The 22,234-nt window shown below is 39.2% G+C and carries 23 protein-coding genes; 18 read left to right on the forward strand and 5 right to left on the reverse strand.

Going from position 1 to position 22,234, the window contains the following annotated elements; all coding sequences use genetic code 11:
* Positions 1-257: 257 nt before the first annotated feature.
* From HMPREF9449_RS00595 to HMPREF9449_RS00610, 4 genes are all read right to left on the reverse strand, one after another.
* Positions 258-737 (reverse strand): hypothetical protein, encoded by a 480-nt coding sequence (locus HMPREF9449_RS00595; RefSeq protein WP_009135276.1) that lies wholly within the window; start codon positions 735-737, stop codon positions 258-260.
* Between the two features lie 23 nt (positions 738-760).
* Positions 761-1,342 (reverse strand): SLATT domain-containing protein, encoded by a 582-nt coding sequence (locus HMPREF9449_RS00600; protein ID WP_009135277.1) that lies wholly within the window; start codon positions 1,340-1,342, stop codon positions 761-763.
* Positions 1,343-1,344: 2 nt separating this feature from the next.
* Positions 1,345-2,724 carry an RNA-directed DNA polymerase gene (locus HMPREF9449_RS00605; protein ID WP_009135278.1) on the reverse strand — a complete coding sequence of 460 codons (1,380 nt, stop codon included), beginning with the start codon at positions 2,722-2,724 and terminating at the stop codon, positions 1,345-1,347.
* Between the two features lie 173 nt (positions 2,725-2,897).
* The gene (locus HMPREF9449_RS00610) at positions 2,898-4,175 is read right to left on the reverse strand and encodes a mechanosensitive ion channel family protein (protein ID WP_009135279.1); all 1,278 of its coding nucleotides are present in this window, start codon (positions 4,173-4,175) and stop codon (positions 2,898-2,900) included.
* A gap of 255 nt (positions 4,176-4,430) precedes the next feature.
* Between HMPREF9449_RS00610 and HMPREF9449_RS00615 the strand changes: the two genes are divergently transcribed.
* The 3 genes from HMPREF9449_RS00615 (at position 4,431) to HMPREF9449_RS00625 (ending at position 6,836) form a co-directional block, all read left to right on the forward strand.
* Complete coding sequence (locus tag HMPREF9449_RS00615) at positions 4,431-5,150, forward strand: DUF5131 family protein (RefSeq protein ID WP_009135280.1); 720 nt, start codon at positions 4,431-4,433, stop codon at positions 5,148-5,150.
* 73 nt (positions 5,151-5,223) lie between these two features.
* Positions 5,224-6,249: a Gfo/Idh/MocA family protein gene (locus tag HMPREF9449_RS00620; protein WP_009135281.1), complete on the forward strand. Its 1,026-nt coding sequence runs from the start codon at positions 5,224-5,226 to the stop codon at positions 6,247-6,249.
* Positions 6,250-6,425: 176 nt separating this feature from the next.
* Complete coding sequence (locus HMPREF9449_RS00625) at positions 6,426-6,836, forward strand: secondary thiamine-phosphate synthase enzyme YjbQ (protein WP_009135282.1); 411 nt, start codon at positions 6,426-6,428, stop codon at positions 6,834-6,836.
* A gap of 191 nt (positions 6,837-7,027) precedes the next feature.
* Here HMPREF9449_RS00625 and HMPREF9449_RS00630 read toward each other — a convergent pair whose 3' ends face one another.
* Positions 7,028-8,419 (reverse strand): MFS transporter, encoded by a 1,392-nt coding sequence (locus HMPREF9449_RS00630; RefSeq protein ID WP_009135283.1) that lies wholly within the window; start codon positions 8,417-8,419, stop codon positions 7,028-7,030.
* Positions 8,420-8,961: 542 nt separating this feature from the next.
* Here HMPREF9449_RS00630 and HMPREF9449_RS00635 point away from each other — a divergent pair.
* The 15 genes from HMPREF9449_RS00635 (at position 8,962) to HMPREF9449_RS00705 (ending at position 22,200) form a co-directional block, all read left to right on the forward strand.
* Entirely contained in the window at positions 8,962-9,843 is an 882-nt protein-coding gene (locus HMPREF9449_RS00635) for an alpha/beta hydrolase (protein ID WP_187118576.1), read from the forward strand.
* A 55-nt stretch (positions 9,844-9,898) separates the two neighbouring features.
* Complete coding sequence (locus HMPREF9449_RS00640) at positions 9,899-10,486, forward strand: uracil-DNA glycosylase family protein (RefSeq protein WP_009135285.1); 588 nt, start codon at positions 9,899-9,901, stop codon at positions 10,484-10,486.
* 4 nt (positions 10,487-10,490) lie between these two features.
* Positions 10,491-11,294, forward strand: a complete 804-nt coding sequence (locus tag HMPREF9449_RS00645; protein ID WP_009135286.1) for a cysteine hydrolase family protein — start codon at positions 10,491-10,493, stop codon at positions 11,292-11,294.
* On the forward strand, positions 11,291-12,463 hold the full coding sequence (pncB, locus tag HMPREF9449_RS00650; RefSeq protein WP_009135287.1) for a nicotinate phosphoribosyltransferase: 1,173 nt from the start codon (positions 11,291-11,293) through the stop codon (positions 12,461-12,463). Before HMPREF9449_RS00645 ends, pncB begins: the two co-directional genes overlap by 4 nt.
* 394 nt (positions 12,464-12,857) lie before the next feature.
* Complete coding sequence (locus tag HMPREF9449_RS00655; protein WP_009135289.1) at positions 12,858-14,066, forward strand: glycoside hydrolase family 88 protein; 1,209 nt, start codon at positions 12,858-12,860, stop codon at positions 14,064-14,066.
* A 483-nt stretch (positions 14,067-14,549) separates the two neighbouring features.
* Entirely contained in the window at positions 14,550-14,822 is a 273-nt protein-coding gene (locus HMPREF9449_RS00660) for a class I lanthipeptide (protein WP_009135290.1), read from the forward strand.
* A gap of 377 nt (positions 14,823-15,199) precedes the next feature.
* Positions 15,200-15,478 carry a class I lanthipeptide gene (locus tag HMPREF9449_RS00665; protein ID WP_009135291.1) on the forward strand — a complete coding sequence of 93 codons (279 nt, stop codon included), beginning with the start codon at positions 15,200-15,202 and terminating at the stop codon, positions 15,476-15,478.
* 88 nt (positions 15,479-15,566) lie between these two features.
* Positions 15,567-16,004 (forward strand): hypothetical protein, encoded by a 438-nt coding sequence (locus tag HMPREF9449_RS00670; protein ID WP_009135292.1) that lies wholly within the window; start codon positions 15,567-15,569, stop codon positions 16,002-16,004.
* Between the two features lie 341 nt (positions 16,005-16,345).
* Entirely contained in the window at positions 16,346-16,642 is a 297-nt protein-coding gene (locus HMPREF9449_RS00675; protein ID WP_009135294.1) for a class I lanthipeptide, read from the forward strand.
* 184 nt (positions 16,643-16,826) lie between these two features.
* Complete coding sequence (locus tag HMPREF9449_RS00680; protein ID WP_009135295.1) at positions 16,827-17,132, forward strand: class I lanthipeptide; 306 nt, start codon at positions 16,827-16,829, stop codon at positions 17,130-17,132.
* 577 nt (positions 17,133-17,709) lie between these two features.
* Positions 17,710-18,387: an HD domain-containing protein gene (locus HMPREF9449_RS00685; protein WP_009135297.1), complete on the forward strand. Its 678-nt coding sequence runs from the start codon at positions 17,710-17,712 to the stop codon at positions 18,385-18,387.
* 407 nt (positions 18,388-18,794) lie between these two features.
* Positions 18,795-19,094 (forward strand): ArsR/SmtB family transcription factor, encoded by a 300-nt coding sequence (locus tag HMPREF9449_RS00690; RefSeq protein WP_009135298.1) that lies wholly within the window; start codon positions 18,795-18,797, stop codon positions 19,092-19,094.
* Between the two features lie 72 nt (positions 19,095-19,166).
* Positions 19,167-19,394, forward strand: coding sequence for a hypothetical protein (locus HMPREF9449_RS00695; RefSeq protein WP_009135299.1), 228 nt, complete (start codon positions 19,167-19,169; stop codon positions 19,392-19,394).
* 10 nt (positions 19,395-19,404) lie between these two features.
* Positions 19,405-19,716, forward strand: a complete 312-nt coding sequence (gene trxA, locus HMPREF9449_RS00700) for a thioredoxin (protein ID WP_040611458.1) — start codon at positions 19,405-19,407, stop codon at positions 19,714-19,716.
* 48 nt (positions 19,717-19,764) lie between these two features.
* Positions 19,765-22,200 carry an FAD-dependent oxidoreductase gene (locus HMPREF9449_RS00705; protein ID WP_009135301.1) on the forward strand — a complete coding sequence of 812 codons (2,436 nt, stop codon included), beginning with the start codon at positions 19,765-19,767 and terminating at the stop codon, positions 22,198-22,200.
* Positions 22,201-22,234: the final 34 nt, after the last annotated feature.

Consider the following 22,234-nt stretch of genomic DNA (forward strand, 5'->3'; position numbering starts at 1 on the left):
GGAAGGAAGAAATTCACTTATCAGGAAAAGAATTGTTTGGAAAGGGACAATGGAAAATAAAGGTTGGTCAATGAGATAATGGAGCGAATATCGAATGAGAAAAGCTAAAACTTTTTTCTTTTGAGGGAAGGAAACATAAAGCCGCCCATAGGTTTACGGTTTATTCCTTAGCAGGCTAAGGATGAGTTCTCTTAGGGAGAAAAAGGATTACAAATACCTGTATTCAAACAGATCTCGGCTGAGGCCGAAGGCGGACTTTATGGTTTTCCTTGCTGATATAGATGATTTATCTCATTTAAAAGCTGTTTATTTTCGTGAAAGTCCCTCATCAAAGAGAGACAAAATACATCTTCATCGTCATATAAAGCTGTCAATTCGGGATAAGCCACAATATCCCGCAGGGCTTCTAATAATGTATTTTTATAGAGGGGAGCAATGCGGTTCAGATTTTTGTAATATTCTGCCGATTGTCCAATAGAACAAAAATGCTCATCTAATTTTTCAAACTCAGTGTCTAACGCCAGAGGATAAGTTTGTTTCTTTAAACCGGATCTCATAATTTTTACGGTACCGATCAGATAAGAATCTAAGGGTTCTTTAATGGTCTGATTGGCATATAATTCATAAGTAGTCGTATAACTATAATCATTCCACTTCTGAGGGATCAGATAAAAAGCTGTTTTTTTGTTTAATTTAGCTAATAGGGGAATAAAGCTTTCGATAATACGGATTTTCATAAGTCAGATATTGGGTAATAAGTCTATTTAAATATCAGGTAAAAACCTATAAAAGGAATCCCGATCCCCAGCACAAAATAAATAAGATAAACTTGAAAAATCCACTGAAAGCAAATGGAAAATTTTTGTAAGCGGGATAAAGGATATTCAGGATATTGACTTTTAAAACGTTTGACATCTATTTCAGAATGATTATTATCGTATTTCATTAAAATATTTTCGTATTTTTCGTATAGTTGTTTTAATTTATCCTCCGAGACTGTTTTTCTTATTTTCAGGATATTTAATTCATCCAATAAAGCAGAGAGCTCACAACCGCATTTATGAAAATTAATCGCCCTCAATCCGTATTCCCGGGTCGCAATGACCTGAGAAATTGCTAAGACAAAAACGGATAAACCGATGGTGAGTATAGTGACTAACGTTCCTTTCGCCTGATTTTCCGGTAAGAAAATACATAAATTCATGGCAATGATGGATACTGTCAGAAAGGTTACGGATAAAGTAGAGTAGAGATTGTTTAACCGCATTCTTCTGTATGCATTAAATCTGGCTCCTCGGGTTTTCCAGATTTTCTTTTCTAAGTTTTCAATAAGTATATCCATATTTAACCACTGTTTTTTCCGTTTATTATGCCACTGTCTTTTTCAAAACTGTATAGGCTCCTCACTAAAAATCTGTTGTAAAGACGTTCAATTGTCTCCGGCGAATAAGAATGTTTCTCCCGGATCAAATTGTGCCGGATGAGTTCTGCCCTTTTTTTTTCAGGCGTATTGAGGGTGTCGTAATCGTACAAATAGGAGTTTTTTCCTTTTTTAAGTTCGTAATAGGCGCGTGTTACGGATTTTAACGATTCCGGTTTTTGATAATCAAAAATTTCCGATTGACGGAAAAAACTTATAATAATATGATCAATACGATTTAGTAAGATTATATCCGTGAGTTGCGAATAATAACAAATCCAGCCGTATCTTTTCTTTCCTGATTTTACCCCTGCTATTTTTTTATTCAATTCTTCTAAAAAATAAGCTTTCAGCGCTTCAGGCCTGTTTTTATAATGAACCGGACAGTATTCAGGTTGTTGGTATTGTTTTTTGAATTCGGTGAAAACCCCCGCAATCCGCCTGATAAAACGGGAAATTTTTTCTTCGGGAACAGTTATTTTTTGCGGGGAAATAAGATAACCTAAGTAGACAATTTCCTGAACTTTTTTTCCTGAACTTGTTTTTGACAAATTCCAATGAAGTTTTTTTCGTTTAAGGTTGTCTCTGATTTCTTGTCTGCCTGTTTTTAGTGGCCCGTTGGTAAAAAATAGCATATCGTCTACATAACGACTGTAGAAGGGAAAACGGTTTTTCATCATAAGGTCAAAATCAGACATGTATATCTCAGACAAAATGTTAGAAATGGATAGACCCTGGGGGATTCCGATTGCCGGTTTTTCTTTCTGTTTCCTCTGAGTGGTGCAAGGGAAAGGAACTGTTGGATTGTGAATGGCTTTCCAAAGCAGAGAAAGAATCCGTTCGTCTTCGATTTTTTCTTTTAATAGCCCGAATAGGATGGTATGGTCGATGTGATCGTAAAATCCTTTTATATCCGTTTTTAAATAAGCCGAATCGGAATGCTGTTGCATATATTTGTATAGATCGGCAATTTTTTTGTTCGGTAGATCTCGGTTAATGCATTCAGGAAATATGAGGTGGAGATACTCTTTTAAAGCCAATAGCAATAAGCGGTCTCTCACCGTGGGAATTGAAAGTACACGGGGAAAATGTTTGGCTCCCTTAGAAATTAATTTCTCCCGGTAGTAAGTAAAGGTATAAGTTTGGATACGGGTTTTAGTTTGAATGATATTTATTTCTTCTTCAAGCCGAGACTCGAAAGCGGTAGGAAGAACGGAATCATTTCCCCTCACCCCGGAAGAATGAAGGTGAGAATAAAATAATCTTTTTAAGTGGGAAGTAGAAATAATATCTTCAAACGTCATGCGTAATTTTATATTTACAAAAATATGTAAAAAATAGACAACAAAAAAATTTAAATATAAAAGCTGTGAGAAAATTGCAGAGCAGAATAGGATGACTTTTATTATACTGAATTTTCGGGTATCCGGAAAAAGTATTTCCGGAGGGTAAAAAGAAAAAAGTGATTTTTCAGATATTAAATATTTGAACCTTTCATGCTCAGAGCCAAGACTTCCCGGATGTCTGCAGAGGACGGATTTTGGAAAACTCTCAGGCCGAATTCCGGTATGATAGCTAGTATGTGATCGAAGATATCGGATTGTATATTTTCGTAAGGAACCCAGTTTTTTTCTGAAGAAAAGAAGTAGATTTCTAAAGGAATGCCTTTTTCGGTGGGTTGAAGCTGACGTACCATGTGGGTGAGATTTTTACTGGTAACCGGCAGATTTCGAAGATAATTCTCCAGATAGGCCCGGAAAACCCCTAGGTTGGTTTGATGTAATCCGTTGATTAACAGACAATCGTTTATGTGATGTTTTTGGTTATATTCTTGGGCCCGTTCTTCCGTTTTTTCAATGTAATTTTTGAGAATCGTAATCTTTTTGAATTTTTCCAGCATTTCAGGTGTGCAAAAATGTACGGTATTCATATCAATGTTGATAGAACGTTTGATTCTCCGGCCTTCCGATTCGCTCATTCCTCTCCAGTTTTGAAAAGAATCGCTCACTAAGGCATAAGGGGGAATGGTCGTAATGGTGTTGTCAAAGTTGCGGACTTTAACTGTATTAAGCGTAACTTCTATCACGACTCCGTCTGCATTGTATTTGGGCATAGTGATCCAGTCTCCCGGCCGGAGCATATCGTTGGCTGAAAGTTGTACTCCCGATACCAAACCCATGATGCTGTCCTTGAATACTAACATTAATATTGCTGCAGAAGCTCCCAGTCCGGCTAAAAGATGTGTCGGCGATTTCCCGATCAGAACGCTGATAATCAGTATACTTCCTACAAAAAACAAGGCAACCTGAATGATCTGGAATATTCCTTTTAAAGGTCGTTCCCGGAAGGCTTCTTTCTGGTTGATTAATTCGAATAAAGTACCCAGAAAGATGTTTGTAAACCGGATGGAAACGGCAATAATATAAATCATACACAGTTTACGAAGGAAAATGAATAGATCCGTAGTTTCTGGAAATGCTAAGGGAAGACAGGCATAAATAATGACAGGGGGAATAAGATGGCAAAAGTTATTCATAACCTTGTCGTTAAACAGTAAATCGTCCCATGTCGCTTTGGTGCGTTGCGTCACTTGACGAATGAGACGGAGGAGTCCCTGCCGGCAGATCAGGTCAGCTAAGTAGGCGATGAGGAGAATGATGAGGAGGATGACAAGGTGATTGAGAAGGCCACTTAGGTTTTCACTAACCCCTGAGTATTCCAATAATTTTTGAACCCAATTGCTTATGATATTCATATCTTTGGAGATATAATCGTTAGAAATAGAATAAACTCCGGAGCCTGAAAGGAGATGGGAATAACTTTTCAGTTTCGGAACTGCTAAGATATAATTATTTGAGAAAAAGGATGAAATTTGAGGAGGTAAAAAGGAGAAATAAATCGGATTATTTTGTTTTTTCGGACGGTTTTAATCGTTTGTTCTTTATTTTTGCAAAGAATGTTTCGACGGAAAGAAGTATGTTTTTATAAAAGGAAAGAATAAAAATGGGGTATGGCGGTAACGTGGAATTTATGGCATGGATGCCAGAAGATAAGTGAAGGCTGCCGGTATTGTTATGTATATCGGCAAGATGAAATGCATGGGAAAGATAGCAGTCTTGTCACCCGTACGGCCCTGTTTAATTTACCGGTCAGACGCAAACGGGATAAAACCTATAAAGTACCTGCCGGAGAAATGGTTTATACCTGTTTTACTTCCGACTTTTTTGTACCGGGTGCAGATGAATGGAGAACTGAGGCTTGGGCGATGATCAAAGAAAGGCCGGATTTGAGGTTTTTTATGATTACAAAGCGAATCGATCGTTTTCGGGTGGCTTTGCCGGAAGATTGGGGAGAAGGGTATGAACACGTGGCCATCGCTTGTACAGTGGAAAATCAGACGATGGCGGATTATCGTTTGCCTATTTATAAGGAATTACCAATCCGGCATAAGATTATTATATGCGCTCCTTTATTGGGGAGTCTGGACTTAACTGCTTATTTGGATGCTTCTATAGAGGAAGTCTCTGTCGGGGGAGAGTCCGGTTTGGAAGCAAGAACCTGTAATTACGACTGGGTGCTGGATATACGGCGGCAATGTGTGGAAAAGGAGGTGCCATTTGGTTTTCACCAGACAGGAGCCCGTTTGCTGAAAGATGGAAAGCTGTATCGGATTCGGCGGGAATTTCAGCATTCTCAGGCCCGCCGGGCCGGGATTGATTACCGGAAATAAGAGAAAGAAAAAGGGAATATGGTGAAATAACACAAAAGGGCACGTCCCTAATGTGTAAAAATGGAAGGAAAAAATGGAGAAAGTACGTTTTGGAGTGATCGGGACTAATTTTATTACGGACTGGGTGATTGCGGGTGCCCGGCAAGATGCCCGCTTTGAGTTGACAGCCGTGTGTTCCCGTTCGGAAATCAGGGGAAAGGAGTTTGCCCGGAAGTATGGGATTCCGTATGTTTTTACTACTGTGGAAGAAATGGCCGGTAGTTCTTGTGTGGATGCTGTATATATAGCTTCTCCTAATTTTATGCACGCTTCCCAGAGTATACTGTGTATGAGAGAAGGGAAGCATGTGTTGTGTGAAAAACCGTTGGCTTCCAATGCGGCGGAAGCGAGAACAATGATTGAAACCTCGAAACGGTATGGGGTGGCATTGATGGAGGCGATGAAACCGACTTTGACACCTAATTTTGGTGCAGTCCGGAGGCAGTTAAAACACTTGGGAAAGGTCAGGCGTTATTTTGCTTCTTTTTGTCAGTATTCTTCCCGCTATGATCAGTTGAAGGAAGGAAGGGTGTTGAATGCCTTTAAACCGGAGTTTTCCAATGGAGCTACGATGGATTTGGGAGTTTATACGATTTATCCGTTGGTTGTGCTGTTCGGGCGTCCTTTGGCTATACAAGCCTGCGGAGAAATATTGAAAACCGGCGTTGACGGACAGGCGGCGGTACATTTGTTGTATGAAGGGATGAATGCGACCGTATTGTATTCTAAAATAGCCGATTCTTATTTGCCCTCGGAAATACAGGGAGAGGACGGAACGTTAATTTTGGATAAGATACAGCAAATCTCGGAGGTGGTATGGATACCTCATGGGCCTGCTACTTCCGGAAGGGGTAATCTTTCTACCCGGCAGAATTTGAGTTTCGTTACGGATAAGGATGAATATTATTACGAAATAGCTGAATTTATAGGTTTGATCCAGAGTGGAAGATTAGAGTCGGATATCAATTCTCATTTACATTCTTTGATGACTTTAGAGATTACCGACGAAATCCGCCGGCAATTGGGGGTGGTTTTTCCTGCGGACCGGAATACAAAGTAACGGATTTGTTTTTCTTGTACTCCGGCTCGGTTTAAGGAGAGAAAAGTAAAATTTTTTGTAGCCGGTTGAAGTTTTGAGGCAATCTCTCTATTCCAGTAAACTTTGCGGCTGGGAGGAACAATAATTTCTTGTTTTTTCAAAATTCCGTATATTCGTTGTATGAATTTGAAATGAAAATGGTTGAACAAATCGAATTTACGCTGAAACCGCGTTCCAAGGGGATATATTTAGTTACCGAGGAAATTGCACGTCATTTGCCTGCTATAACGGGAGCAGGAATGGTACATCTTTTTTTAAAACATACTTCCGCAGCATTGGCCATAAATGAAAATGCCGACCCGGATGTAAGGCTGGATATGGAGGCTATCTTCGATCGTTTGGTAAAAGAAAGGGAGATTTATTACCGTCATACGGCAGAAGGAGATGACGATATGCCTGCTCATGCCAAAACAGTATTGACAGGAGTAAGTCTTACTTTACCGCTTAAAGACGGAAAGTTAAATCTGGGAATTTGGCAAGGCATTTATTTGTGTGAGTTCAGACGTTTTGGCGGTCGGCGGACGGTTGTTGCTACTGTAATCAGTTGAAAGACGTTGAGAAAGAACGACACTTTGTGCCGGATAATAGTTTATATGACGCTTCGCTGCTGAATGAACCTTTTGTTTTGGAGAATCAGATTGACTCGGAAACTGGGGTTTCATGAAACAGCGAAGCGTTGGCTTGTTGTCAGAATTGTTTTGGGGAAAGATTGCTCTTCTTCCCGCACATCAAAGCTGAATTAAGCGATTTGTTTGCGGGCATCCTGTCGTTTGACAATCTGTCCGTAAATGATAAGAGCGATAGCTGATAGAAGAGCTATTCCTGCAAAGTAATACCAGATATAATGCGCATGACTACTGGCGGCTAGCCACTCTTCCCGTGTAGAGAAAAGGGTGGGCTCCGGGCAATATTTGCTCAACAGATAGCCGGATAGTCCGAAACCTACAATGGAAGAGAGAAAAGAGTGAAGATGGCTGAAGCCTAAATAAAGTCCCTCTTCTCCTTTGGGAGCTTGTAAAGAAAAATATTCCAGGAAACGGGGAGAAATAAAAGTTTCTGCTATTCCCTGGAACACAATGCCGACGACCATCATAAAAGCGACTGGATGCATCGTTAAAATGGTGCTCTGAGGATTCAGCATATTACCGTATGCCATACACAGTGCGGAAACTGGCATAATAAACATACCGACTGTCATGGAAGTTAAGGCTGTTCTTTTCCGCATGATTTGGGTGACGAGATTTACAGTAAGTACTACCACCAAAGGATTTACATTGGCATACCAGGAAGGAGAAGCCCCCTCTCCTGCAAGACGCAATACATATTTAGGCATAGTGGCATACAATTGGTGTTGTACCATCCAGAAACCGGTGATAATGACAATTAAGGTGATTAGCCGTCCATTGGTACAAACTTTTAGAAGGGCGTGCCAGATCTGACGGAAGGTTTTACCTTCTCCGCTGTGATGACTGCTTTTATAAAAAAACCAGATCGCAATTAAAGCGAGTAAAGTCATGGAGGCTGAAAAATAATTCAGATTGATTAGACCTTCGTTCCCCATGGCTTCCCGTAAAGGCTTTACGATCGTTTTTCCGGAAAAAGCTCCGATGTTCACCATGCCATAAAAAATAGCAAAACCTTTTGCCCGGGTGGATGCTGTAGTTTCCCGTGCTACTGTGGCCGAAATAACACTTTTAATAAAAGCACCTCCCAAGATAATAAGAGCCATGATCGGAATAATTCCATAACGTAATCCACTATCGGTCAGTCCTTTAAAAATGGTGGTTTTTCCATATTCCACTAAACCTGCACTTTCCAGATAGGTCGGGAATAATGCCAGTCCACTATAACCAACGGTCAGAAGACTAAACGCTAATAGCATAGACCGTCGGAAACCGATTTTATCAGCAATTGCCCCTGCAAAAGTAGGCAGTAAATAAAGAAAAGCAGAGAAGGTTCCTGCAATGGCTGCTGCCTGAAGGTCGTTGAATCCTAAAATGCGACTTAAATAAAGGGTAATGACGATGAAGACTCCGTAATAGGCAGCCCTTTCCAATAATTCTACCGTGTTCGCTACCCAAAATGCTTTACTGAACCGGATTTTTTCTTTTGGTTTTGCTGTCGTACTCATGTTAATAATTTCAAAATTTGATGTTTATATTAAAAAATAAGATCACCACCTGTTTTTTTACCTTTTTTAGGAAAGTTACAAAACTAATTAAAATCTCCAATAAAAAAGAATTGAAGAATCGGGTTAAGTTATAAATTTTTTCTATGGGTAACAGAGAAGCCTAAAAGGTTGAATCTTTTCCTGTTCAAGGGTTCAGTGGTTCAATACTCCGGAGAGGAGGAAGAAGGATTTTTTATTTGGATTTAAAAGAGAGAGCAACTGTAAAACCCAAAAGAAAGATAAAAGGTGAATTTTTTTAAAAGACTATTGTGAAACTGTAACAAAAAAAGAGAAATTTACAGAATTAAAATAGAGGGGAATCTCTGAACACAAGGGCCAGATATTACGTATTCTTTAAGGGAAGATTTCCGGGAATTATTTTTTATCCGGAGAAATAAAAGTTCGCAAGAGAGGAAATGAGAGAGAGAATGAGAATTTGGGGAGTAATAGGAGTATTTTTTTTATTTTTATGTTTGGGTGTAAAAGCTCATAATTTACAAAAGGTGAAAAAACAGACATATTTATATGCAGTAAAAGGATCCGATCATTTGTATTTGGATAAATACGAACGGGAGGATGAACAAGGTATGAAACCTTGTATGTTATTTTTATTTGGAGGAGGATTTGTCAAAGGGGAAAGAGACGATGTTCGTTATATCCCTTACTTCCACTATTGGGCTGAGAGGGGATATGTGGTCGTTTCTATCGATTATCGGTTGGGATTAAAGGCTGTGGCTGAGGGGAAAAAAGTAAATCCGGAACAATTTCTCTCTGTTTTGGCAGGAGCTGTCCAGATGGCTGTCGAAGATTTATATGCTGCTACGGATTATGTATATACGCATGCTAAAGAGTGGAAAATTGACCGGAAGAAAATCATTGCAAGTGGTTCCAGTGCGGGGGCAATTACTGTTCTTCAAGGAGAATATGAGATTTGTAACCGGGGGAATGTTAATTCTATATTGCCTAAAGGGTTTAATTATGCTGGAATTGTCGCTTTTGCCGGTGCAATTTTGGATACTCAGCCGGATTTACAATGGAAACGACCCCCTGTACCTATGCTTTTATTTCATGGGGATGCTGACGAGCGGGTTCCTTTTTATAAAGCCGGGGATGAACGAGGCGGTTTTTTCGGTGCGAATTATATTGCCAGGCAATTGACCCATATGAATAGACCTCATTATTTTTGTATCTATTTAAATGCAGGGCATGAAATAGCGAGTATCCCCCTGGAGGAAAATAGAGGGGAAATTGAAATTTTTCTGGAAAAGTTCATCCGACAAAAACAGGCTTTAATCATGAATACGGAAATTTTTTTTCTGGGAAAAGCAGAACTGAAAAAAAAGTTGGATTTAATGGATTATATAAATAATAATTTTAAAGAATGAAATGTCGAAAAATTCGGTTTAAAATTGTGTGTGTTATTGAAATAGAATTTAGGATATGACAAATGAAATAAAAACAGAACTACATCCGTTGGAACCTTTTTTTCCGGAAGGAGCCAGAATGTTGATGCTAGGTAGCTTTCCCCCGGCGGCAAACCGATGGAAAATGAATTTTTATTATCCGAATTTTCAAAACGATATGTGGCGAATTTTTGGTTGTGTATTTTTTGATGATAAAGATTATTTTTTGACAGAGGACCGGAAATCATTTTGTGAAGTCCGGATTCGGCAATTTTTGGAAGAAAAGAGAATTGCTTTGTCGGATACAGCCCGGGAAATTATTCGTCAAAAGGGAAATGCTTCCGATCGTTTTTTGGAAATTGTAAAGACTGCAGATGTAAAGGGGATTCTGGAACAATTGCCGGATTGTCAGGCTGTGGTCACGACGGGACAAAAAGCCACAGATACGCTTCTTATGCTTTTGCAAGCGGAGGAACCCCGGGTAGGGCAATTTTCAGTATATAACATGGGCAATCGGCAACTCCGTATTTATCGGATGCCTTCTTCTTCCAGAGCCTATCCTAAACCTTTAACGGAAAAAGCAGAAATATATAAAAATATGTTCAGAGAACTAGGAATGCTGTAGAGAGATGAAAACGTGTTTGTTTATTATAGATATGCAGAATGATTTTTGCCGCCCTTATAGTAATTTATATATACCGGATGCGGAAATTGATGCCGGCCGGATTGCCCGTTTGATTGCCGGTTGCGCAAAGGATATCGACGGGATTATTCTGGCACAGGATATTCATCAGGTGATGAATATCACGCATACGGTTTTTTGGACTGATTTAGGGGGACGGCATCCGAAACCGGGAACTCCCATTAAAGCGGAGGAGGTGGAGAAAGGAGAATGGATACCTTTTACGGAAAAGGAAAGAGTTTTAAATTATCTACGGCATTTCGAAAAAGAAACAAAGGAGTTTCATGTAGTCTGGTTGGAACATTGTATTGTCGGTAGTGAAGGTGCTGCCGTTGTTTCAAGAGTCATGAGGGAAGTACGGGCATGGGCTGCCCGGGGACATTTTATACATATCGTAGAGAAGGGAGCTTATCCTTTTGCCGAACAATACGGTGCTTTCAGGGCTGAAGTAATCGTTGAAGATGCTCCCTCTACTTGGTTTAACCTGCCTTTGTTGCAGGAATTGAATACTTATGATAGTATTTGGATGGCAGGAGAAGCCCGTACCCATTGTGTGGCGGCTACGATTCGGCAATTACTGGATTTTCCTGCGATTATGCAGAAAATTGTAATTCTGAAGGATTGTATGAGCGATGTACCCGGCAACTATCCACAGGCCGAAGCTGTATTTCAAAAGGCCCGGGCGATGGGAGCCCATTTTACGACTTCAGTAGAACTGCGGCAAGGAAGAGGTAAAACCAAGAGAAAATGATTATACAGGATTTTATAGATAACGATCTATACAAGTTTACGACTATGAATGCTATCCAGAAAAAATTTCCGGAGGCAGAAGTGGCTTATCGCTTTATCAACCGGGGAGAGACTCTTTTCCCTATAGGGTTCGCCGAGAGGTTAAGGCAGGAAGTAGAGGCCATGGCCTCGCTTTCTTTATCAGAAGAGGCAGAGCGGTTTATGAGGCGAAGATGTTATTATTTTGATGCTGTATTTTTTGATTTATTGAAAGGCTTTCGTTTCGATCCCAAGGAAGTGGACATTCAACAGGAAGGCGGAGAATTAAAAGTAGAAATTCGTGGCCTCTGGTACCGTACGGTGTTGTGGGAAGTACCTTTAATGGCTATTATCTCTGAACTTTATTTTCAAATGACGGCTCAAACCCCTCAGGGAATAGCGGAAAAAGCAATAAAGAAAGCCCAGGCTTTTGTCGATTTGGGGGCAGAACTTTCTGAATTCGGAACCCGTAGACGATTTTCCTTTGAAGTGCAGGATCGGGTGGTCGGAATATTAAAACAATATATGGGATCACTGCTGAACGGAACCAGTAATGTGTATCTGGCCCTGAAACACAATTTGACTCCTATGGGAACTCATCCGCATGAATGGTTTATGTATCATGGAGCCCATTACGGTTATCGGGCTGCGAACGAATTGGCTTTGGCAAATTGGGTGGATGTATACGACGGTTATCTCGGTATAGCTTTGACAGATACGTATACGTCGACTAATTTTTTCGGAAGTTTTACGACCAAATACGCAAAGTTGTTCGATGGATTACGCTGGGATAGCGGAGATCCTTTTGAATTTACAGAGCAGGCGATACGTCATTATCGTTTGCACCGGGTAGATCCCCGTACTAAAACAATTGTCTATAGTGATGCCCTCGATCTGGAAGGGGTAAAAAAAATCCGGGAATTTGTAAAGGGACGAGTGCACGACGTCTACGGCATAGGAACTTATCTGACTAACGACGTAGGAGTAAAACCTTTGAATATGGTGATTAAATTGTTTGAATGCCGGCCTCAAAAATGTCCGTTTTTTATACCTACAGTGAAACTTTCCGATGCGAAAGGAAAACATACCGGAAACCCGGAAGAAATTGCTCTTTGTCTGGGAATTTTACGGTTACCGAAAGAAAACAGCTGAAAAAAATCGGATACAGATTCTTTTTTATAAACCAATCGATCGCATACCCTTGGTTTGAAGGCATACGATATCTGTCCTCCGATTTTAAAGAAAGAGATTCTCCATCCTGATTCAGCTCTCTTTTCTTATCCGTTTCGTTTATTAGCATAATTTTATTTGTTTTTAAAAAATGTCCATTCTACTTTAAAAAATATTGTATATAAATTGAAGTTATATTTTTCTTTTATATATTTTAACAAAAATACAGCTTTACAAGAGAAGGGAGCTTTTAAAGTTAAAATAAATAAATAAGTATGTTGATTCTTTAAAAAATAATGTCTATATTTGTTCCCTTATTTCAAAAAGAAAAGGCCGTAAAGGGAAAAGGGAGAAATACTGAAAATCAGCGGATACCATGAAGAGACAAATCTGGATATTTTGGATAATATTGACTATTATAGGGACGTCTTGTGAAAAAAGCCGGCAGGAACATTTATTGGCAGATACAAAGATTGCTTTGGATATCGCATTGGAACAGAGTTTACGGATGGCGGAGTTATTAGAATCTCAGCCGGAACGTTTACCAAAGAGTATTTATAAAGGTAAGTTAGAAACTTCCAGTTCTGCTTGGTGGACCAGTGGTTTTTTCCCGGGGACACTTTGGTATTTATATGAATATTCCGGGAATCCGGTATACAAAAAATGGGCAGAGAATTATACCCTTAGGGTGGAAAAGGAACAATACCGGACCGATAATCATGACGTAGGTTTTATGATTTTTTGCAGTTTTGGAAATGCTTATCGGATCACCGGTGATTCTGTTTGGCTGGGGCCTATCCGTCAGGCTTCTGAATCTTTGTGTACCCGTTTTAATCCGGTAGTTGGGTGTACCCGTTCCTGGAATACAAATGCAGCTACAAAACAATGGCAGTTTCCGGTGATTATTGATAATATGATGAATCTGGAGATGTTGGTTTGGAGTGCAAAGAAATTTCAGCAGCCTTATTTTAATAAGGTGGCACTTACGCATGCAAATACTACGCTGAAAAATCATTTTCGTCCGGATTATAGCAGTTATCATGTGGTATCTTATGATACTCTTACAGGTCAAGCAGAAGCCCGGCAAACTTCGCAGGGATATAGCGATGAATCGGCTTGGGCACGGGGACAAGCATGGGGATTATACGGATATACAATGATGTTCCGGGAAACGAAAAATAGTTTGTATTTACAGCAGGCAAAAGCTGTGGCAGACTTTATTATCCATCATCCGAATTTACCGGAAGATAAAATTCCTTATTGGGATTTTAATGCTCCCGATATTCCCGAAGCTTTGCGGGATGCGTCTGCAGGAGCTATTATTTGTTCTGCTTTATTGGAATTAAGCGGGTATGTAGATCCGGACAAAGCAGCCGAGTATAGAAAAGTGGCAGAAATACAACTGAAAACGCTTTGTTCTCCTGCCTATCTGGCTTCCTCCGGAGAAAATGCTAACTTTATTTTAAAGCACAGTGTGGGGCATTTTATGAAAGATATAGAAGTGGATGTTCCTTTAACTTATGCAGATTACTATTTTGTAGAAGCATTGCTGCGGTATAGGAAAATAAGAGAGCGGGAGAAATAATGCTTTACGGGAGATCCGAATCCGGAAAAGAACTGTTTCTTATCAGAAAGTCACCTTTGTAAAAGATTTGTTGGAAATTAGAAATTTCTTCTTCTTTGTTTTTTAATTTATCTTTCCTTTAAAAAAGAATATATTATGTTTATTTATATATAGGTAAATAATAATATAATTTTTATTTCATATATTTTACTTTTTATTTTTTATATTAATTTTTTTTTGTATATTGCTTTCGTTCTTTAGAGAGGTATTTTTTAGGTGTCTTTAGACTTTTATGTTTTGTATTTGCTCCACGCTATAGGTTGATAGCGTTACTATTTTGATAATAGTATACTTGTCTTTTTGTCGGGAAAATATTTTTTTAATTCTGTCGTTTAAAAGGTTAAGGAATTATATCTGTATCACTGACTGTAAACGATCATTTTATAAGTAGTTTTTAAAGCGGGAATAGTAGTATTCTTTTTTATTCACTAAATCCATATAAATATGAAAAAGAGAAAGCTAGAATTAAAAAAAGAAGTCATTGTTACGTTGAATCAAAGTACAATGGCCGAATTAAGAGGGGGTATCGGAATAGAACCTTTCACCGACGACTGTCCTTCGCAAGGAATTAACTTATGTAAGACAAATACTTGTGGAGATACAGATTTGTGTAAGTTGACCCAACTTTGTGCGGTTAAAACCGATCCTTCTATTTGTTATGCTTGTATACCCGCTACGGAATATAAGTGTGAATCTGTACAGGTTTGTATTATGTAAAGTTTGAATAAGGGTGGAGAAAAGTTCGATAGAGCTGGAGCCGAATTTATGGATTAATTTATAAAAAATGAAAATTGAAAGAGGACGTTATGGTTACGTTGAATTAAAACACGATGGACTGGAAGTAAAACCGTGATCATTGGAATTATTCGACGCCCTCTGGAAATTGTAGAAATAATAGAAGTCATCCTTGTGAAATAGCTGGTTGTGCCTATTCTGTTTTTGGGTTTAAGGTGGATGTGTTATCGGATAATAAAATGTATAGTTTTCCATGGATTCGAATCTGATTAAACTTTGTTTTACAATTAGATGTGGAGCATTAACTCCCTATATAAAATTTTCTGTCGAAAAATTTAATAATTAAAATTGAAAAAGTTATGAAAGCAAAAAAATTAGAATTAAAGAAAGAAGTGATCGCTTCTTTAAATAGAAGCATGATGGCTGAAGTAATGGGCGGAGAGCCCTTAGGACCGACTAATTCTCCTTCCAAATGTATATGTATGATTTCTGAAAAATCTCCCTGTCATACCTTAGGATTTGATTGTAGTAAAGTGACTGACTATCCATGTAAACTCTCAGATGCATGTGATACCTTACAGGAATGTACACTTATTAAGATGACAGAGTTTCCTTGTAAATTCACGGATGCCTGCTAATTAATAGCGTTAGGTTGATGTTTTAGATTTTTGAAATTTTCGTTATTCTTTCTTTTGATTAGAAGTTTTAAAATCCCATAATGAGATTTTGGATGTTTTTAAAGAAGAAAGATGCTTCGCTAATTTAGCTTTAGAACTTTTCAGGAATTGTTTCCAATTCTGGAAAGTGAGCCTCAATTTTTACAAAATCGGACTTTCTCTTTTTGTTGAAAAACCCTTTATTTTTATTCATATGAAAGCAAAAAAATTAGAATTAAAGAAGGAAGTGATTGCTACTTTAAATAAAAGCAAAATGTCAGGGCTGTGGGGTGGGGTGGAAGGTGTAACAATTGATACTTGTGCTTCAGCAGGGAATTTGTTATGTAATACCTTACGTTGTTTGGTATCAAGAGATATAGACTGTGGAACGGAAGATCAGGCTTCTGTATGCAATCCCTGTTTACCAAAAACCGAGTCACATTGTCAAACTATGCAGGAGAATTGTACATCAATGAACATTCGATGTAAACTTACAGACTTTTGTTAAAATAGAAAATGTTTGTAAAGCTCAATTATGAGGTGGGGTATAAATTTAAAAATAGTATTGGTAAGTTTAATTGTCATTGTCTGTATTTCTTTTTAGGAATAAGAGACGAAAAAGATAGAACGAAAAGGGAAGATACTCTCCTCATAAAAAACAGAATAGTTTCAATTTGTCTGATATTCCTACTACGGAAATAAACTGTAATGGAGTAAGTTTAATAAAAAAGAAATCAGTAGAAGTGAAAAATTTAAACTTTATAAAAAGTTTTATTTTACACAGAATCCATTTCGGCATATTTTTATGTTTGCTTCAGTTTTATTATTTAAGGATTAAAATGATAGGTTATGAAATCGAAAAAATTAGAATTAAAAAAAGAAGTGATTGCTTCCCTGACGAATGACGCTATGGCTAATGTATGGGGAGGAGATTTGGTCGGAAATACGAATGGTTGTATCGCTCCCTCCCAGGGAGGTGGATGTGGGAGTGGAAACTGTATCCCTTATACGCAAGATCCTTTTAAATGCCCTCTATCAGAGGTTAAGACATGTATTTGTGTTATAGAAGAAACGAGGGCATGTTTGACCGTTAAGACTTGTATGATAACAGGCGAGAATGATTGTCATAGATATATAGCTGAGTGAGTATTATAAATTGAATGGTTTTGTTCGTTAAATTCAGATGCTGAGGAAAATTGAAAAGAGGAAGATCTGATTTTAAATAACGATTCGAGTAGATTGATAATGTCTGATTTTATGAAATATGTCGGAATTTTTGATAAAATAATTAGTTGTTTGATTAGCGTTTAATAAATAAAATGTAAGAACTATGAAATCGAAAAAATTAGAATTGAAAAAAGAAGTGATTGCTTCCTTAACAAATGATGCGATGGCTAATGTTTTAGGTGGGGATTTTCTGACCGGACGTAATACAATAGGAGCTTGTGCTCCTGCGACACATAACGGGGCCGGCTGTTGTTCAGGATATTGTAAACCTTATTCCCAGGAGATGACGTGTGAAACATGTGGGGATAATTGTTTTAATAAGGATACTCTTTATTGTAAGACCGTTGAGAAAGCTTGTCAAATTATAGTACGGACAGATAATAATTGTAAAATAGAGATTGCTGTATAATACTAATAAATAACTGATGAAAAAGTTAGGATAAAAGAAAAAAGTGATAAAAAGATAGCTCGTGTTTTAGGGGGAGACTCAATAGGAAATACATCGGATTGTATAGCTCTTTTTGAGGTTGAGTGGGGGAGTGGAAAGTGTATTTTTTATTTGAAAGACCTAGTTAAATGCCTTATGACGGAGTTTGATACATGTGATTGTGTTGTACCGTATACAAAAATATGTGAAAAGTTAATTGATGATTGTGTCGTAGACAGTATGTTTTGTATAGCTAAAACAGTTACTTGTCTGTAGGGCTTTTTTGTGATATGTTTCAATTTATTAAAGCAGGTATTTTTTCATAGGGGCAGATAACGATAAAGACAACTTATTTACCTTTGATGTAGATAGGCAAATTTCAGCAGTATTTAATTAAATTTGATCCTGTGTTCAATTTGCCCTATCTTTGCAACCGAATTAGGATAAAAACTGAAAGACGGGGCGGAAAGAGAAAAGAAATGAAACTTTCGGGGAAGGGAAAAGTATAAGTGAAGGATTTAAAGGCAGGCTTTAAATCGGGTTGTTTAAAAAGATGAATATGGAAGAAGTGAAGAAAAAGGTGACTTTTGAAGAAGTACGTGCGAACGAAGAGATAAAATGTTATATAGCACAGGCAGATAAGGCTTTGTGTGCGATGGGATATACGGAACATTCCTTTGCTCATGTGGTGAAAGCAGCTGAGGCGGCTGAGAAAATACTGCTGACTTTGGGATATCCGGAACGGGAAGCGGAATTGGCAAAAATTGCGGGTTATATACACGATATAGGCAATATTGTCAACCGTATTGATCATGCCCAAAGCGGAGCTATACTGGCTTTTCACCTGTTGGAAAAAATGGGAATGGAACCCAATGAAATTGCTCAGGTGGTCAGTGCCATCGGTAACCATGACGAAAGTACAGCCGCCGCTGTAAACCCTATTGCGGCGGCTTTGATTCTGGCCGATAAAACCGATGTGCGCCGTAGCCGGGTAAGGAACCGGGATTTTGCTAATTTCGATATACACGATCGGGTGAATTATGCTGTAGAAGAGTCGAATATCTATTTTAATGACGATCGGACAGCGATTGTATTGGAACTTAAAATCGATACAACTATTTCTGCCGTGATGGATTATTTCGAAATTTTTCTCGGCCGGATGATGCTGAGCCGGAAAGCTGCCGAATATTTGAAAATACGTTTTGAATTGGTCATTAACGGTCAAAGACTCTTATGATTCCCCGGGGGAGGGGAAGGTGGCAGTTTCGGATCAAGCAAAATTTCTTATCATTTTACACATTAGGGCACGTCCCTAATGTGTAATTTTAGGAAGAAGGAACTGAGGAGATGATTGAGAGCGGAGGGAGTTCTGTTTTTCGCCAAAAAGGTCCGTCCCTTTGGGGGAAAATTTAAAAGGAAACAAGAAGATAGAAAGAACGGTGAGAGGTTTGGGATGGGAAGGCGGTTCCCGGAGGATATAATTATCGGCTCTTGAAGAGTGTAATTAAAAATATATTCCGTTTTAACCGTATTTTTTGTGTGAAATAGTTGTATATATAAATATATGTTTATATATTTGTATCGGAAATAAAAACAATAGAGGAGGCCGGATAAGAGGCCGAATTAAATTTAGAGAGGGAAATTATGGGAACAGAGTGTTTTACGGGGGAAGAATTGGAGCAGATTGCCTATATGTTGAAGGCTGTTGCCCATCCGAATCGTTTGAGGATTATTTGTCTTTTATCGCGGAAAGAGGAATTGAACGTATCGGAAATATGTGAGGAGACCGGTTGCAGTCAGGCATTAATTTCACATCACCTTACAGATATGTTGGCTAAAGGAATCTTGAAAATCCGGAGAGACGGACGGAATGCCTACTATCGTTTGACAGACGAGCGGGTGACAAATGTCATGCGGTGTATGATGAATTGCAGGTCCAAATGAGAAAAATATGGGGAGAAATAAGCGTTTTTTTTTAACCCTTAAATATAAATGTATATTTGAATATTTGAATTTATGAAAAAGTGGATACAAACGAATTGGGGAATTATTCTGTTCGGAATAATAGGAGCTATAGGAGGTTTCTTCTATTGGCGCTATGTAGGATGTCAGTCGGGGACTTGTGTAATCCAGTCGACTTGGTATTTGTCTACCCTATGGGGAGCGGCCTTGGGAGGATGGGTCGGTTCTTTTTTTAGTGGAAAAAATTTTTGTATGGCAGAGAAATGTAAATCAGAAAAATAAGTAAAAAATGATGGAAAAGTTTGAAGAAATGATTCAGGGAAATGTTCCCACCTTAGTAGACTATTTTGCCACTTGGTGTGGACCTTGTAAAATGATGCATCCTATTTTGGAAGAATTGAAACAGCGTATGGGGGATAAGGTAAAAATCGTGAAAATAGATGTAGATGTACCGGCCAATCGCGAAAGTGTTTATTTTTATCAGATACAATCTGTACCGACTTTATTATTGTTTCAGAAGGGGAAGATGGTATGGAGGCAGAGTGGAGTAGTAAGAGCTGCACAATTGCAGGAAACGATCGAGAAGTTTATCCAGAACGGATAAGGGTTTCAGTTGTGAGTAAAAAAAAGAATCGGATTAAAGATTGAGAAAATGAAATACATTATTATCGGAGGAGTTGCCGGGGGAGCTTCTACGGCAGCTCGCTTAAGGCGGCTAGACGAACGGGCGGAGATTCTCTTATTTGAAAAAGGAGAGTATATTTCTTATGCCAATTGTGGATTACCTTATTATATCGGTGGGGTTATTTCAGACCGGGAACGGTTGTTTGTTCAGACCCCGGAAAGTTTTGCCAGTCGTTTTGGCATAGGAGTAAAAGTGCTTTCGGAGGTGACGAGAATTGATCCGGAGCGGAAAAAAGTAGAGGTAAAAGATTTGAAGAGTGGCGAAGTGTATGAAGAAGGATTTGATAAATTGGTATTGTCTGTGGGAGCGGAGCCGATATTTCCTCCTTTGGAAGGAATCCGGACAGAAGGAATTTTTTCGTTGAGAAACGTCAGGGATACCGATCGTATTCATACCTATATAAAAGAGAAGCAGGTACGGAAGGCCGTTGTGGTGGGGGCTGGATTTATAGGTTTGGAGATGGCGGAAAATTTGGCTGCCCGGGGAATAGAGGTGACAATTGTCGAGATGGCAGACCAGGTGATGACTCCTGTCGATTATGAAATAGCTGTTGTGGTACATCGGCATTTAAAGGAAAATGGTATTCAGTTGAGATTGAAAGAAGCAGTTAAGGCATTTCGGAAAACGGAGAAGGGGTTGGGTGTGGAATTGAAGGGGGGAAATTTACTGGAAACAGATCTGGTTCTTCTTTCTATCGGCGTGCGCCCGGATACCCGTTTGGCCAGAGAGGCTGGCTTGGAGGTGGGAGAGGCTGGTGGAATCCGGGTGAATGCTTATTTACAAACTTCTTGCCCGGACATTTATGCCGTAGGGGATGCCATTGAATTTCCCCACCCCATAAGCGGTGTTCCTGCTTTGACTTTTCTGGCCGGTCCTGCCAATAAACAAGGACGCATCTGTGCCGACAATATGGTGCAAGGGAATTGTAAAGTTTATGAAGGATCTGTAAATACAGCCATTGCGAAAATTTTTGAACTGACTGTCGGGGCGACGGGGTTATCCGGTCGTTTATTGAATCGTTTGAATATTCCTTACCAGGAGGTGATTATACATGCATCTTCCCATGCTGGTTATTACCCGGGGGCTGTTCCGTTGACGATAAAGATTAATTTTTCTCCTACAGACGGGCGTTTATTCGGTGGGCAAGTCGTCGGATATGAGGGGGCGGATAAACGTTTGGAAATGTTGTCGGCAGTAGTGAAAGCTGGAGGAGATATTTATGCTTTAGCAGAGATGGAACAAGCTTATGCACCTCCTTATTCCTCGGCTAAGGATCCGGTAAATATGGCTGGTTTTGTGGCGGATAATATTTTGAGTGGGTTGGTACATCCGATCAGCTGGAGGGAGTTGAAAAAGTGGGAATCTCAAAAATACACCTTGATCAATGTGTGTACTCCGGAAGAATGTGAACTCGGGCATATTCCCGGTTCTCTGAACATTCCATTGGATGAGATGCGGAAGCATTTGGACGAAATACCCCGGGAAAAACCGGTAGTGGTGTATTGTGCTGTAGGATTAAGGGGGTATATTGCCAGTCGGATTTTGATGCAAAATGGATTTGACGTATTTAATTTGACCGGTGGATGGAGGACTTATGAAGCTGTCATGGAAGAGGAAAGAGGGGGAGAAGAAAAACGTGAAATTAAAGTGGAACAGCCTTTAGAGCAGCAGGGGAGGATTGTCGGTTTAGAAGTTGATGCCTGTGGATTACAATGTCCGGGGCCGGTTATGAAGTTGAAAGAAAGTATCGATCAACTGGAAGCGGGAGACCGGATGCTTATTAAGGCGACGGACCCAGCTTTTCGAAGAGATGTGACTTCCTGGGCGGAGTTAACTGGAAATCCCTTGAGAGAAATAAGGGAAGAGAAAGGTGTGATTACGGCTGTTATTGAAAAGGGAAAGGCTGTGACGGAAGAACGTAAAAGAGGAAGTGAAAACGCCAAGACATTAATTGTTTTCAGTGATGATTTGGATAAGGCACTGGCTTCTTTTGTGGTTGCCAACGGAGCAGTAGCGATGGGGAGAAAAGTGACGATGTTCTTTACATTTTGGGGGTTGAACGTAATTAAAAAAGAGCGTTCGGGTAAGGTTAAGAAAGATCGGATGGGGAGAATGTTTGATTGGATGTTACCGAAAGGAAGCCGCTACCTGGCTTTATCAAAAATGAATATGTGGGGAATGGGGGCCAGAATGATGCGGAAGATTATGAAACGTAAGGGAATTGAATCGCTGGAAAGTTTGATTCTGCAGGCCCGGGAGAAAGGAGTGGAGTTTATTGCTTGCCAGATGTCCATGGACGTAATGGGTATAAAAAAGGAAGAGCTGATGGAAGGGGTGCAAATCGGAGGTGTAGCAAATTATTTAGAGAAGGCGGAAAAAGCAGATATGAATTTGTTTATTTGAATCACCTAAAAATTTCAATATTGAAGTATTGGGT

It is taken from the genome of Odoribacter laneus YIT 12061, from assembly GCF_000243215.1.
In the GTDB taxonomy this organism is placed as follows: domain Bacteria; phylum Bacteroidota; class Bacteroidia; order Bacteroidales; family Marinifilaceae; genus Culturomica; species Culturomica lanea.